This window comes from Staphylococcus sp. GDB20D11A (assembly GCF_016893255.1).
GTDB lineage: Bacteria > Bacillota > Bacilli > Staphylococcales > Staphylococcaceae > Staphylococcus > Staphylococcus aureus.
Genome location: NZ_JAFEPJ010000018.1, coordinates 75,967 through 90,779, shown reverse-complemented (window position 1 = coordinate 90,779; position 14,813 = coordinate 75,967). Strand labels below are relative to the sequence as shown.

The 14,813-nt window shown below is 32.5% G+C and carries 10 protein-coding genes; 8 read left to right on the top strand and 2 right to left on the bottom strand.

Annotation, left to right across the window (positions count from 1 at the left end; translation table 11 throughout):
* Positions 1 to 568: 568 nt before the first annotated feature.
* Both acnA and menI read left to right on the top strand, forming a co-directional pair.
* A complete protein-coding gene (gene acnA, locus JV528_RS10995; RefSeq protein ID WP_204177665.1) occupies positions 569 to 3,274 on the top strand; it encodes an aconitate hydratase AcnA in 2,706 nt (901 codons plus the stop codon).
* A gap of 178 nt (positions 3,275 to 3,452) precedes the next feature.
* Positions 3,453 to 3,920: a 1,4-dihydroxy-2-naphthoyl-CoA hydrolase MenI gene (gene menI / locus JV528_RS10990; RefSeq protein ID WP_000640487.1), complete on the top strand. Its 468-nt coding sequence runs from the start codon at positions 3,453 to 3,455 to the stop codon at positions 3,918 to 3,920.
* Between the two features lie 206 nt (positions 3,921 to 4,126).
* Here the strand turns inward: menI and JV528_RS10985 are convergent, their stop codons facing one another.
* Together JV528_RS10985 and plsY are read right to left on the bottom strand one after the other, a co-directional pair.
* The gene (locus JV528_RS10985; RefSeq protein ID WP_001165377.1) at positions 4,127 to 4,423 is read right to left on the bottom strand and encodes a HesB/YadR/YfhF family protein; all 297 of its coding nucleotides are present in this window, start codon (positions 4,421 to 4,423) and stop codon (positions 4,127 to 4,129) included.
* Positions 4,424 to 4,800: 377 nt separating this feature from the next.
* Complete coding sequence (gene plsY, locus JV528_RS10980; protein ID WP_000972779.1) at positions 4,801 to 5,409, bottom strand: glycerol-3-phosphate 1-O-acyltransferase PlsY; 609 nt, start codon at positions 5,407 to 5,409, stop codon at positions 4,801 to 4,803.
* Positions 5,410 to 5,614: 205 nt separating this feature from the next.
* On the opposite strand from plsY, the gene parE reads away from it, so the two are divergent.
* From parE to cozEb, 6 genes are all read left to right on the top strand, one after another.
* The gene (parE, locus tag JV528_RS10975; RefSeq protein ID WP_001574370.1) at positions 5,615 to 7,606 is read left to right on the top strand and encodes a DNA topoisomerase IV subunit B; all 1,992 of its coding nucleotides are present in this window, start codon (positions 5,615 to 5,617) and stop codon (positions 7,604 to 7,606) included.
* Positions 7,606 to 10,008 (top strand): DNA topoisomerase IV subunit A, encoded by a 2,403-nt coding sequence (gene parC, locus JV528_RS10970; protein ID WP_204177668.1) that lies wholly within the window; start codon positions 7,606 to 7,608, stop codon positions 10,006 to 10,008. Before parE ends, parC begins: the two co-directional genes overlap by 1 nt.
* Before the next feature lie 249 nt (positions 10,009 to 10,257).
* Positions 10,258 to 11,718 carry a glutamine transporter AlsT gene (alsT, locus tag JV528_RS10965; protein WP_000651164.1) on the top strand — a complete coding sequence of 487 codons (1,461 nt, stop codon included), beginning with the start codon at positions 10,258 to 10,260 and terminating at the stop codon, positions 11,716 to 11,718.
* Between the two features lie 499 nt (positions 11,719 to 12,217).
* Positions 12,218 to 13,069, top strand: a complete 852-nt coding sequence (gene glcT / locus JV528_RS10960) for a glucose PTS transporter transcription antiterminator GlcT (protein WP_000505013.1) — start codon at positions 12,218 to 12,220, stop codon at positions 13,067 to 13,069.
* Complete coding sequence (locus JV528_RS10955; RefSeq protein ID WP_001788758.1) at positions 13,044 to 13,211, top strand: hypothetical protein; 168 nt, start codon at positions 13,044 to 13,046, stop codon at positions 13,209 to 13,211. The genes glcT and JV528_RS10955 overlap by 26 nt, the downstream gene beginning before the upstream one ends.
* Positions 13,204 to 14,412, top strand: a complete 1,209-nt coding sequence (cozEb, locus tag JV528_RS10950) for a cell elongation protein CozEb (protein WP_001004752.1) — start codon at positions 13,204 to 13,206, stop codon at positions 14,410 to 14,412. The genes JV528_RS10955 and cozEb overlap by 8 nt, the downstream gene beginning before the upstream one ends.
* Positions 14,413 to 14,813 lie beyond the last annotated feature (401 nt).

Genomic DNA, 14,813 nt, shown 5'->3' with positions numbered 1-14,813 from the left:
ACTCAGACTGGGACATAAATCAATATTCTATGCTCTACGAAGTTATATTGGCAGTAGTTGACTGAACGAAAATGCGCTTGTAACAAGCTTTTTTCAATTCTAGTCAGGGGCCCCAACACAGAGAATTTCGAAAAGAAATTCTACAGGCAATGCGAGTTGGGGTGAGGGCTCCAACACAGAAGCTGACGAAAAGTCAGCTTACAATAATGTGCAAGTTGGGGTGGTGCGACGAAATAAATTTTGCGAAAATATCATTTCTGTCCCACTCCCATCAAAAGAATGACATTGAAAAAGAAATATTAAAGTTTGGCGGCATAATTTTCTTTCTGCTCAATGAAATAATACGTTTAAAAATTGAATCATTCGCGAAATTGATAATTATTCTCAATTAATAAAAAATACTTATTACACCTTACCTGAACGATAAGTTTTACTTATATACTCTGATTAAAAAGTCAAAACCTAAATTAAGCGTTTTCTAAGCATGATGAGTTGTTTATCAATAAATATAATAATACAATTTAATCAAGGCATATAAATATAAAAATGTATCAAGGGGGATCATTAAATGGCTGCAAATTTTAAAGAGCAATCAAAAAAACATTTTGACTTGAATGGCCAAAGTTATACTTACTATGATTTAAAAGCTGTAGAAGAGCAAGGTATTACTAAAGTTTCGAATTTACCTTATTCAATTCGTGTTTTGTTAGAATCTTTACTTCGTCAAGAAGATGATTTTGTAATTACAGACGATCATATTAAAGCTTTAAGTCAGTTTGGAAAAGATGGAAATGAAGGCGAGGTACCATTTAAACCTTCTCGTGTTATTTTACAAGATTTCACAGGTGTACCAGCCGTAGTTGATTTAGCTTCTTTACGTAAAGCAATGGATGACGTTGGGGGAGATATTACTAAAATTAATCCAGAAGTACCGGTGGATTTAGTTATTGACCACTCAGTTCAAGTGGATAGCTATGCAAATCCAGAAGCACTTGAACGTAATATGAAATTAGAATTTGAACGTAACTATGAACGTTATCAGTTTTTAAATTGGGCAACGAAAGCATTTGATAATTACAATGCAGTTCCTCCTGCAACTGGAATAGTTCACCAAGTTAACTTAGAATATTTAGCAAGTGTTGTACATGTTCGTGATGTAGATGGCGAAAAAACTGCATTTCCAGATACATTAGTCGGTACTGATTCACATACAACAATGATAAATGGTATAGGCGTACTAGGATGGGGTGTTGGTGGTATTGAAGCTGAAGCTGGAATGCTTGGACAACCTTCTTATTTCCCAATTCCAGAGGTTATTGGTGTACGACTAGTAAATTCATTACCACAAGGCGCAACAGCAACTGATTTAGCGTTAAGAGTAACTCAAGAGCTACGTAAAAAAGGTGTTGTTGGTAAATTTGTAGAGTTCTTTGGTCCAGGTGTACAACATTTACCACTAGCAGACCGAGCTACAATTGCAAACATGGCGCCAGAGTATGGAGCAACTTGCGGATTCTTCCCAGTTGATGATGAATCTCTTAAATATATGAAGTTAACTGGTAGATCAGACGAACATATCGCGCTAGTAAAAGAATATTTGAAACAAAACCATATGTTCTTTGATGTTGAAAAAGAAGATCCTAATTATACAGATGTTATCGAATTGGATTTATCAACAGTTGAAGCATCGCTTTCAGGACCAAAACGTCCTCAAGATTTAATTTTCTTAAGTGATATGAAATCATCATTTGAAAATTCTGTAACAGCTCCAGCGGGCAACCAAGGACATGGTTTAGATAAAAGTGAATTTGATAAGAAAGCTAAAATTAACTTCAAAGATGGATCAAAAGCTACAATGAAAACAGGTGATATTGCAATAGCAGCAATTACATCATGTACAAATACATCTAACCCTTATGTAATGTTAGGTGCAGGTTTAGTTGCTAAAAAAGCAGTTGAAAAAGGCTTGAAAGTTCCTGAATACGTTAAAACTTCTCTAGCACCAGGATCAAAAGTTGTTACCGGATATTTAAGAGATGCTGGCTTACAACCTTATTTAGATGATTTAGGCTTTAACTTGGTTGGTTATGGATGTACAACTTGTATCGGTAATTCAGGTCCTTTATTACCAGAAATTGAAAAAGCGATTGCTGATGAGGACCTATTAGTGACATCTGTATTATCTGGTAACCGTAACTTTGAAGGTCGTATCCATCCTCTTGTAAAAGCCAATTACCTAGCTTCACCACAGTTAGTTGTTGCTTATGCATTAGCTGGAACGGTTGATATTGATTTACAAAATGAACCTATTGGTATAGGTAATGACGGTGAAGATGTATATTTGAAAGATATTTGGCCATCAATTAAAGAAGTTTCAGATACCGTTGATAGTGTTGTAACACCTGAATTATTTATTGAAGAATATAATAACGTATACAATAACAACGAATTATGGAATGAGATTGATGTAACTGATCAACCTCTATATGACTTTGATCCTAATTCAACATACATTCAAAATCCATCATTCTTCCAAGGATTATCTAAAGAACCGGGTACGATTGTTCCATTAAATGGTTTACGTGTTATGGGTAAATTCGGTGATTCTGTGACAACTGACCACATCTCTCCAGCAGGTGCAATTGGTAAAGATACGCCAGCTGGTAAATATTTACAAGATCATCAAGTGCCTATTCGTGAATTTAATTCATATGGTTCAAGACGTGGTAATCACGAAGTAATGGTTCGAGGTACGTTTGCTAATATACGTATTAAAAACCAATTAGCGCCAGGTACTGAAGGTGGTTTTACAACTTATTGGCCAACAAATGAAGTAATGCCTATCTTTGATGCTGCAATGAAATATAAAGAAGATGGTACAGCTTTAGTTGTATTAGCTGGTAACGATTATGGTATGGGTTCATCTCGTGACTGGGCAGCAAAAGGTACAAACTTATTAGGTGTTAAAACAGTTATTGCACAAAGTTATGAACGTATCCATCGTTCAAATTTAGTTATGATGGGTGTATTACCATTAGAGTTTAAAAAAGGTGAATCAGCTGATTCTCTTGGTCTAGATGGTACAGAAGAAATTTCTGTTAATATTGATGAAAATGTTCAACCACATGACTACGTCAAAGTTACTGCTAAGAAGCAAGATGGTGATTTAGTAGAATTTGACGCTATGGTTCGTTTTGACTCACTTGTTGAAATGGATTACTATCGTCACGGTGGAATTTTACAAATGGTTTTAAGAAATAAATTAGCGCAATAAAAATAGATATCACAGTAAAATTTTAATCGGTATTTGAGGCACTTTGATAGTGCTCAAAAACACCTCTATAAACTTTATGATTTAATAGGTCGGTTCAAAACCTTTGTGTTCTTGGGCGGCCTATTCTTGTATATTATGTTAGAATGAGATATAAAGTTAAACTGAAAGAAGGCTTAAAATGATATATAGTATTACAGAAATAGAAGCGCGTTATGCTGAAACTGATAAGATGGGTGTAATTTATCACGGGAATTATGCAACTTGGTTTGAAGTTGCGCGGTTGGATTATATATCGAAGTTAGGTTTTAGTTATGCTGATATGGAAAAACAAGGAATCATTTCACCTGTGACTGACCTCAATGTCAATTATAAAAAGTCTATTTTTTATCCAGAAAAAGTTAAAGTTAAAACTTGGGTTGAAAAATATTCGAGATTACGTTCAGTGTATAAATATGAGATTTTTAATGAAAAAGGTGAACTTGCAACTACAGGTTCCACAGAATTGATTTGCATTAAAGAAGATACTTTTAAGCCTATACGGTTGGATCGTTATTTCCCAGATTGGCATGAAGCCTATAGTAAAGTGCAAACGCTCAATAATGAAGGGAAAACAGTAGAGATAATGGATGGTATTGATTCTTTATAAGTTACTATAAATGTTTGGAGAGGCAATATTAACAATTAATCTATAAAAAATAGCCAATACGTTAACATTAATGTAATTAGCGTGAAGATAAGTTAATATATAGCAAAAACGAACTTGTTCATACAACATCAGATGTGTTAAACCAAAGTACAACTTGTGAGGTTCAGTACACATCAGAATGTGTAAACAAGTTCGTTTTATTTTAGTTATTTTGTGGAATAAGAAATTTCATCTTCGTGATCAACTACATTTACAATAATGTGGTCATCTTCAAAGTACCACAAATCTTTTTCCGCTACGACAACATTTAAATCGTCATATTGTTGTTCATAGCCAATATCAACATCTTCCTTTGGTTCAACTGTAAAAGCAGGACTAAATCCTTGCTTGAGTTGGAATTCGCCACCATATCTTACAAAAAACACGAGCACTTTATTATTTTCAGGTAACTCAAGTTCATTTTTAAACCAAGTTACTGCTGCATCAGTAAGTTCTATTTGCATAACAATGACCTCCTATATTTATTACAGAATGGGAGTGGGCCCCAATTCATATTGTTTGTGGGATTTCTTTTCGAAATTCTCTGTGTTGGAGCCCACCCCAACCTGCACATTATTGTAAGCTGAATTTCCATAAGCTTCTATGTTGGGACCCCCGACCAGAATTGAAAAAACCTAGTTATAAGCGCATTTCATTCTGTCAACTACAGCTAATATAACATTGTGTAGCCTATGACATTGATCTATGTCTCGGTCTCAAATGTTCTTGTAAAAAAACTAAGTATAGTTGAATTTTAAGTTAAAAAAATTGTTTTTGCAAAAATAAAATAATCCATCAACTGCAAAAAAATATGCAATGATGGACTAATGTCAAAAAATTGTTACATCCATTTTATTTTAGGTTCTTCGCCTCTAAAAATTCTTGCGATATTAGAGCGATGTCTAATTATCAATATGATTGAAACTAAGAAACTAACGACTAATAAAATATAGTCTTGAATGATAAGCGAGCCAATTACACAGCAAATTGCTGCAACGATACTTGCTAAAGAAACATATTTAAAAATCTTCAATACAATAAAGAAGATAATTGCAAGTATTAGTAAAAGTATCGGGTTGACTCCCAAGACGACACCTGCACTAGTTGCAACCGCTTTGCCACCTTGGAATTTTAAATAAACAGGATAAACGTGTCCAAGTATAGCGAATAAGCCAACAATTAAACCATTTGTAAAAAAAGTACTAATAGGGCCATCTGCGTGAACTGGTAACCATAAAGGGAAGAAAACAGTTATGAACCCTTTGAAAATATCTAGAAATGTTACCAAGAATCCTGCAGGACGACCTAATACTCTAAAGCTATTAGTAGCGCCAGTATTACCACTACCAAATTGTCTAATATCTTTTTTGAAAAATAATTTTCCAATTACGAATCCACTTGGGAAAGCGCCGATAAGATAACTTAGTAGTAACATGACGATTATCATCATAAATATTACACATCCTTTAATATCTTAGGACTATTTTATCATATTCGTTTAAATTACGGCTAAAATTTTTAAAAACAGGGATTAATATATGGAATTAAGCTATGAAAGTTAATTGATACTTGCATTTTACGCTGATTTATATAAGAATAACTATTGTATAGTTTTAAAAACGAACGTACGTTTGCAGGAGGCGAAATCATTGGCAATGAATAAACAAAATAATTATTCAGATGATTCAATACAGGTTTTAGAGGGGTTAGAAGCAGTTCGTAAAAGACCTGGTATGTATATTGGATCAACTGATAAACGGGGATTACATCATCTAGTATATGAAATTGTCGATAACTCCGTCGATGAAGTATTGAATGGTTACGGTAACGAAATAGATGTAACAATTAATAAAGATGGTAGTATTTCTATAGAAGATAATGGACGTGGTATGCCAACAGGTATACATAAATCAGGTAAACCGACAGTCGAAGTTATCTTTACTGTTTTACATGCAGGAGGTAAATTTGGACAAGGCGGCTATAAAACTTCAGGTGGTCTTCACGGAGTTGGTGCTTCAGTTGTAAATGCATTGAGTGAATGGCTTGAAGTTGAAATCCATCGAGATGGTAATATATATCATCAAAGTTTTAAAAACGGTGGTTCGCCATCTTCTGGTTTAGTAAAAAAAGGTAAAACTAAGAAAACAGGTACCAAAGTAACATTTAAACCTGATGACACAATTTTTAAAGCATCTACATCATTTAATTTTGATGTTTTAAGTGAACGACTACAAGAGTCTGCGTTCTTATTGAAAAATTTAAAAATAACGCTTAATGATTTACGCAGTGGTAAAGAGCGTCAAGAGCATTACCATTATGAAGAAGGAATCAAAGAATTTGTTAGTTATGTCAATGAAGGAAAAGAAGTTTTGCATGACGTGGCTACATTTTCAGGTGAAGCAAATGGTATAGAGGTAGATGTAGCTTTCCAATATAATGATCAATATTCAGAAAGTATTTTAAGTTTCGTAAATAATGTACGTACTAAAGATGGTGGTACACATGAAGTTGGTTTTAAAACAGCAATGACACGTGTATTTAATGATTATGCACGTCGTATTAATGAACTTAAAACAAAAGATAAAAACTTAGACGGTAATGATATTCGTGAAGGTTTAACAGCTGTTGTGTCTGTACGTATTCCAGAAGAATTACTACAATTTGAAGGACAAACGAAATCTAAATTGGGTACTTCTGAAGCAAGAAGTGCTGTTGATTCAGTTGTTGCAGACAAATTGCCATTCTATTTAGAAGAAAAAGGACAATTGTCTAAATCACTTGTGAAAAAAGCGATTAAAGCACAACAAGCAAGGGAAGCTGCACGTAAAGCTCGTGAAGATGCTCGTTCAGGTAAGAAAAACAAGCGTAAAGACACTTTGCTATCTGGTAAATTAACACCTGCACAAAGTAAAAATACAGATAAAAATGAATTGTATTTAGTCGAAGGTGATTCTGCGGGAGGTTCAGCAAAACTTGGACGAGACCGCAAATTCCAAGCGATATTGCCATTACGTGGTAAGGTAATTAATACAGAGAAAGCACGTCTGGAAGATATTTTTAAAAATGAAGAAATTAATACAATTATCCACACAATCGGGGCAGGCGTTGGTACTGACTTTAAAATTGAAGATAGTAATTATAATCGTGTAATTATTATGACTGATGCTGATACTGATGGTGCGCATATTCAAGTGCTATTGTTAACATTCTTCTTCAAATATATGAAACCTCTCGTTCAAGCAGGTCGTGTATTTATTGCTTTACCTCCACTTTATAAATTGGAAAAAGGTAAAGGCAAAACAAAGAGAGTTGAATACGCTTGGACAGACGAAGAGCTTAATAAATTACAAAAAGAACTTGGTAAAGGCTTCACGTTACAACGTTACAAAGGTTTGGGTGAAATGAACCCTGAACAATTATGGGAAACGACGATGAACCCAGAAACACGAACTTTAATTCGTGTACAAGTTGAAGATGAAGTGCGTTCATCTAAACGTGTAACAACATTAATGGGTGACAAAGTACAACCTAGACGTGAATGGATTGAAAAGCATGTTGAGTTTGGTATGCAAGAGGACCAAAGTATTTTAGATAATTCTGAAGTACAAGTGCTTGAAAATGATCAATTTGATGAGGAGGAAATCTAGTGAGTGAAATAATTCAAGATTTATCACTTGAAGATGTTTTAGGTGATCGCTTTGGAAGATATAGTAAATATATTATTCAAGAGCGTGCATTGCCAGATGTTCGTGATGGTTTAAAACCCGTACAACGTCGTATTTTATATGCAATGTATTCAAGTGGTAATACACACGATAAAAATTTCCGTAAAAGTGCGAAAACAGTCGGTGATGTTATTGGTCAATATCATCCACATGGAGACTTCTCAGTGTACGAAGCAATGGTCCGTTTAAGTCAAGACTGGAAGTTACGACATGTCTTAATAGAAATGCATGGTAATAATGGTAGTATCGATAATGATCCGCCAGCGGCAATGCGTTACACTGAAGCTAAGTTAAGCTTACTAGCTGAAGAGTTATTACGTGATATTAATAAAGAGACAGTTTCTTTCATTCCAAACTATGATGATACGACACTCGAACCAATGGTATTGCCATCAAGATTTCCTAACTTACTAGTGAATGGTTCTACAGGTATATCTGCAGGTTACGCGACAGATATACCACCACATAATTTAGCTGAAGTGATTCAAGCAACACTTAAATATATTGATAATCCGGATATTACAGTCAATCAATTAATGAAATATATTAAAGGTCCTGATTTTCCAACTGGTGGTATTATTCAAGGTATTGATGGTATTAAAAAAGCTTATGAATCAGGTAAAGGTAGAATTATAGTTCGTTCTAAAGTTGAAGAAGAAACTTTACGCAATGGACGTAAACAGTTAATTATTACTGAAATTCCATATGAAGTGAACAAAAGTAGCTTAGTAAAACGTATCGATGAATTACGTGCTGACAAAAAAGTCGATGGTATCGTTGAAGTACGTGATGAAACTGATAGAACTGGTTTACGAATAGCAATTGAATTGAAAAAAGATGTGAACAGTGAATCAATCAAAAATTATCTTTATAAAAACTCTGATTTACAGATTTCATATAATTTCAACATGGTCGCTATTAGTGATGGTCGTCCAAAATTGATGGGTATTCGTCAAATTATAGATAGTTATTTGAATCATCAAATTGAGGTTGTTGCAAATAGAACGAAGTTTGAATTAGATAATGCTGAAAAACGTATGCATATCGTCGAAGGTTTGATTAAAGCGTTGTCAATTTTAGATAAAGTAATCGAATTGATTCGTAGCTCTAAAAACAAGCGTGACGCTAAAGAAAACCTTATCGAAGTATACGAGTTCACAGAAGAACAGGCTGAAGCAATTGTAATGTTACAGTTATATCGTTTAACAAACACTGACATAGTTGCGCTTGAAGGTGAACATAAAGAACTTGAAGCATTAATCAAACAATTACGTCATATTCTTGATAACCATGATGCATTATTGAATGTCATAAAAGAAGAATTGAATGAAATTAAAAAGAAATTCAAATCTGAACGACTGTCTTTAATTGAAGCAGAAATTGAAGAAATTAAAATTGACAAAGAAGTTATGGTGCCTAGTGAAGAAGTTATTTTAAGTATGACGCGTCATGGATATATTAAACGTACTTCTATTCGTAGCTTTAATGCTAGCGGTGTTGAAGATATTGGTTTAAAAGATGGTGACAGTTTACTTAAACATCAAGAAGTAAATACGCAAGATACCGTACTAGTATTTACAAATAAAGGTCGCTATCTATTTATACCGGTTCATAAATTAGCAGATATTCGTTGGAAAGAATTGGGGCAACATGTATCACAAATAGTTCCTATCGAAGAAGATGAAGTGGTTATTAATGTCTTTAATGAAAAGGACTTTAATACAGATGCATTTTATGTTTTTGCGACTCAAAATGGCATGATTAAGAAAAGTACAGTGCCTCTATTTAAAACAACGCGTTTTAATAAACCTTTAATTGCTACTAAAGTTAAAGAAAATGATGATTTGATTAGTGTTATGCGCTTTGAAAAAGATCAATTAATTACCATCATTACTAATAAAGGTATGTCATTAACGTATAATACAAGTGAATTATCAGATACCGGATTAAGGGCAGCTGGTGTTAAATCAATAAATCTTAAAGCTGAAGATTTCGTTGTTATGACAGAAGGTGTTTCTGAAAATGATACTATATTGATGGCCACACAACGCGGCTCGTTAAAACGTATTAGTTTTAAAATCTTACAAGTTGCTAAAAGAGCACAACGTGGAATAACTTTATTAAAAGAATTAAAGAAAAATCCACATCGTATAGTAGCTGCACATGTAGTGACAGGTGAACATAGTCAATATACATTATATTCAAAATCAAACGAAGAACATGGTTTAATTAATGATATTCATAAATCTGAACAATATACAAATGGCTCATTCATTGTAGATACAGATGATTTTGGTGAAGTAATAGACATGTATATTAGCTAAAAACTATATGCAATCACGAAATTAAATGATAAAATACAGTAATGTTAAATTTTGACTTAATTCAAGGGATTTATATTAAATGCTGACCAAGTACTTATCGTTAAATTAGCGATATACTTTGACCAAACTAATATAAATCTCTTGTATTGTATAAGAAATGATGATGTATCTCTATATTTACTGAAGTTTCAATTCGGTCTAATTTTATAGAAGGTGCATAATTCATGTAGAGGATGCGAGGGGTTTATTTTGAAAGATTTCGATAGTTTAATTCCTGGATGGTTTAAAGAATTTGTCCATGTTGGTACCGATCTAATATGGTCTCAATATTTAATTGGTCTATTATTGACAGCTGGATTCTTCTTTACAATTAGTTCTAAATTCGTCCAATTACGAATGTTACCTGAAATGTTTAGAGCTTTAGTAGAACGTCCAGAAACTTTAGAAGATGGTAAGAAGGGTATTTCGCCATTCCAAGCATTTGCGATTAGTGCTGGTTCGAGAGTTGGTACTGGTAATATTGCTGGTGTTGCGACTGCGATTGTTTTAGGCGGTCCAGGTGCAGTATTTTGGATGTGGGTTATTGCATTTATAGGTGCAGCGAGTGCATTTATAGAAGCGACTTTGGCTCAGGTTTATAAAGTACATGATAAAGATGGTGGATTCCGTGGTGGTCCGGCTTACTATATTACTAAAGGTTTAAATCAAAAATGGCTAGGTATCGTATTTGCGATTTTAATTACAATTACATTTGCATTTGTATTTAACACAGTGCAATCTAATACAATTGCGGAGTCGTTAAATACGCAATATAATATTAGTCCAGTAATCACAGGTATTATTTTAGCAATCGTAACAGCTATTATTATATTTGGTGGTGTACGTAGTATTGCTACGTTATCTTCGTTAATTGTACCGATTATGGCTATCATTTACATTGGTATGGTTTTAGTAATATTGCTATTTAATTTAGATCAAATTGTTCCTATGATAGGTACGATTATTAAAAGTGCATTTGGTATCGAACAAGTAACTGGTGGCGCTGTAGGTGCTGCGGTTCTTCAAGGTATCAAACGTGGTTTATTCTCTAACGAAGCTGGTATGGGTTCTGCGCCGAATGCAGCGGCAACTGCTGCCGTACCACATCCTGTTAAGCAAGGTTTAATCCAATCATTAGGTGTGTTCTTTGATACAATGTTGGTTTGTACAGCAACTGCAATCATGATTTTACTATATTCAGGATTGAAATTTGGTGAAAGTGCACCACAAGGTGTTGCAGTTACTCAATCGGCACTTAATGAGCATTTAGGTTCTGCTGGAGGTATTTTCTTAACAATAGCAGTTACACTGTTTGCATTTTCATCTGTGGTAGGTAACTACTATTATGGTCAATCTAATATTGAATTTTTATCTACAAATCGTGTGATATTATTTATCTTTAGATGTCTTGTTGTAGTACTTGTCTTTATGGGAGCTGTTGCTAAAACAGAAACAGTATGGAATACAGCAGACTTATTTATGGGCTTAATGGCAATTGTAAACATTATTTCCATTATAGGACTGTCCAATGTAGCTTTTGCATTAATGAAAGATTATCAAAAGCAGAAAAAAGAAGGCAAGAATCCTGTCTTTAAACCTGAAAACTTAGAAATTAACTTATTTGGAATTAGTGCTTGGGGCGCTAACAAATATAAGAACTCTGATAAATAAATATTTTTAATGTAACGATTCATTTTATAAAAATCAAATAAACCCTGAGGTTTTCAAATTAAAGCGAAAATCTCAGGGTTTTAAATTTGTACTCAATAATCATCTGTATCATTACACTAGTTAATCTAAGATTTGATTAAATATTAACATAATAAGATTGAGATTTATTTCCTCCATTGGTGTGCAAAGACTATACCATTAATAAGACATATTGTTAGATAGATGAATATAAATTTATTTTAGCTTTGCACAATTTAATAGTACGTTTTAGTTTGTATTGAGTATTAATTCAGATAATATATAAATAAATAGAATTATTTGTAAATATGGGAGTCAGATTTTTTTATTATAGTTATTCCACTTTGAGAGGCATCGAAATTAAATTAAGATATATCATATAGGATAGGCGTGTAATAGAACACAAGTATTTAAATTATTATACTTTCAAGTTAGACATTTCCGATATATAATCTTAATAATAGAAAAATAGGTGATGATAATGGGAGAATATATTGTTACTAAAACATTGAACAACAATGTCGTAGTATGTACTAATAATGATCAAGAAGTTATTTTAATCGGTAAAGGTATTGGTTTTAACAAAAAAGAGGGAATGGCGTTAAACGACCAAACTATTACAATAGAGAAAATTTATAAATTAGAGAGTGAGCAACAAAAAGCACATTATAAAAGTTTAGTTGAAATCGCTGATGACAATGTATTACAAGTAATTATTGATTCGTTAAATTTTATTTCTAATACTGCGATGAATGTTGATTCAAAACAACTTGTAATTTCATTAACGGATCATATTATATTTGCATATAAACGTTTAAAACAAAATCAAGTTATTAGCAATCCATTTGTTATGGAAACTATGCAGTTATATAGTGATGCATATCATATTGCTAAACAGGTGATTGATCAGTTAAATGCAGCATTAGATGTACATTTTCCTGAAGATGAGATAGGATTTATTGCATTACATATTGCATCTAACACAGAAGATTTATCTATGCATGAGATGACTTTGATCAATAATGTTATTAAAAAAGGTATAGATATCATTGAATCAGACCTTGTGACAACTGTTGATAAGGAATCATTACAATACCAACGTTTTATAAGACATGTACAATTTTTAATTCGCAGATTAAGAAGAAAAGAATATATACATGCACAAGATGATTTTGTGTCTATGATTAAAAATCACTATCCGATTTGCTATAACACAGCATATAAAATTTTAACTATGATACAAAAACAATTTGATGTTAATATCAGTGAGTCTGAAATTATATATTTAACATTACACATTCATCATTTTGAAGAAAGGATTAATCAATCCTAAATTAAGTGTATTACACGGGCGTTTCGTTACTGTAAAGGGTATTTGTATGGTATCATTGATGTTAGTAATTTTACATAAGTGGACTGTTTTTATACAACATCTTATGAATATTTTAAGTGGTGGTGAATCTATAATTGAATGAAAATGAAAAGAATATAAGAAAGAACTTTTTAAAATTTACCGAATCACGGTATATGAAGTTTGTTGGTGGGAATGATTTAGTCTTCTCATTAATAGCACTAGTATTGTTGGGTATTGTTATTTTTATTTTCGAAAAAGTATCATACGTTTTTGATCCTTTTATCATCGTTTTTAAGACGATAGCAGCACCTATCATCGTCTCTTTAATTCTATTCTATTTATTTAACCCAATCGTAAATATGATGGAGCGTTATAGAATACCAAGAGTTGCAGGTATTTCTATTATTTATCTAGCTGTAGTAGGTGTTATTACGTTAATTGTTAATTTATTGATACCTATTATTGGTTCGCAAGTAGATAGTTTAGTTAAAAATTCACCGCAATATCTAGAAAAATTAATTAATTCTATTGATAAAATAGCAAATAATACGTTTTTCTCTTCGTATTATAGTCAAATTAATGATTGGTTAAATTCTTTACCTAAGAAAATACCATCTATGTTAAGTGAATTTACAGATGGCTTTGGGTCTAAAATTGCAACGTTTGCAGAAACGATTGCTAATATTGGCGTTGTAATTGTCACAACACCATTTGTACTATTCTTTATGCTTAAAGATGGACATCACTTCAAAGAATTTTCAACGAATATTATGCCACCGAAATTCCGAAAAGATTTTCATGATCTACTTGAAAAAATGAGTGTTCAAGTGGGTTCATACATTCAAGGACAAATTATTGTTTCATTCTGTATCGGTATACTGTTGTTTATCGGTTATTCGGTTATCGGGTTGAAATATAGCTTAGTATTAGCTAGTATTGCGGCAGTTACAAGTGTTGTGCCATATTTAGGGCCTACTATAGCGATTTCACCAGCTATTGTAATAGCTGCTATAACATCGCCGTGGATGCTCTTAAAATTAGCAGTAGTATGGACTTTAGTACAATTTGTTGAAGGGCACTTCATTTCACCAAATATCATGGGTAAAACACTTAAGATTCATCCACTTACAATCATTTTCATTTTACTGTGTGCAGGCAAATTGCTTGGTATTGTAGGCGTTATTTTAGGTATTCCGGGATATGCTATTTTAAAAGTATTAGTTACTCATTTATTCCAATTATTTAAACGTCGATACAATCGTTTCTATGGTAATGATGTAGGTGAATATGATATTAAAGAAAGTAATAAAATAGTTGAATAAGTAATTAAAAATACCAATAGACTATACGTTTGTTGGTATTTTTATGGTGCTTATAATGTTGGGGACTCACATCTATGATTATCAGCACATGTTTAGTTTATAAATTTTTACGAAAGTTTAGCCGTTTATAAAGCACGTGCATAATGAAACGAGTATTTGCCACTTGATTAGTACTTCATTATTATGTCGAAAATAAAAACAAGTGGTATTTTTAATATATTAAGAAGCACTCATAATTGGCTGTTATTTAATAATATTTTTCATAAGTATTGATTCATCATTTTCTTTATGTTAAATATGAATCAGTATAGATAACCATATTGTTCTGTTTGAGATAGAATTATTTTCTATTTACTTCTTAATACAGATGTCAATATGACAAAAGTGTTATATAAATCAAA